This is a genomic window from Stenotrophomonas maltophilia group sp. RNC7, assembly GCF_030910085.1.
Taxonomy (GTDB): Bacteria; Pseudomonadota; Gammaproteobacteria; order Xanthomonadales; family Xanthomonadaceae; genus Stenotrophomonas; species Stenotrophomonas sepilia.
The window spans coordinates 1-428 of sequence record NZ_JAVFVN010000522.1; the positions used below are offsets into that span (position 1 = coordinate 1).

General features: G+C 30.6%; 2 protein-coding genes. Both read left to right on the forward strand.

Annotated elements, in window-relative coordinates; genetic code table 11:
* Positions 1-235, forward strand: a 235-nt coding sequence (locus RCF13_RS10125) for a hypothetical protein (RefSeq protein ID WP_308141123.1), incomplete at its 5' end; no start/stop codon positions are given.
* Positions 232-428: hypothetical protein (locus tag RCF13_RS10130; RefSeq protein ID WP_308141124.1), on the forward strand; the 197-nt coding region annotated here is incomplete at its 3' end. The genes RCF13_RS10125 and RCF13_RS10130, both read left to right, overlap by 4 nt.

The following is a 428-nucleotide window of genomic DNA, read 5'->3' on the forward strand; positions in this document are numbered from 1 at the left end:
TATTTTTGAGGAGTATGTTCCTATAAATTATGAAGAACCTGAGGATTATATAGAAATGTTTGGAGAGAATGAATTAATTACACCTGATATGGATGAACAAGAAATCTTAAGTATAGTAAATCAAGGGAACAGCATTTTTGAATTGGATAATCTCTTTTACAAGGTTTCATTGCTTTTAGAACCATCTATTCCTAAGTCTTATCAAATTAGGGATGATGAGGAGATATTTATATGATTATTAGAAGTCGTGAGGAAATTTACAACTTACAAGAATCCTTATCCCTTCTCTCCCTAATTCATGTTTTTGTTAAGAACGGAGTAAAAAAAGAGACATTTTCTGAAGTAACTTGGAACAGTCATGGAACATCAGTGGATGATGTAAATGAAATATTCCTGCTTGGTGTAAAAAATTTATTAGAGACTAAACT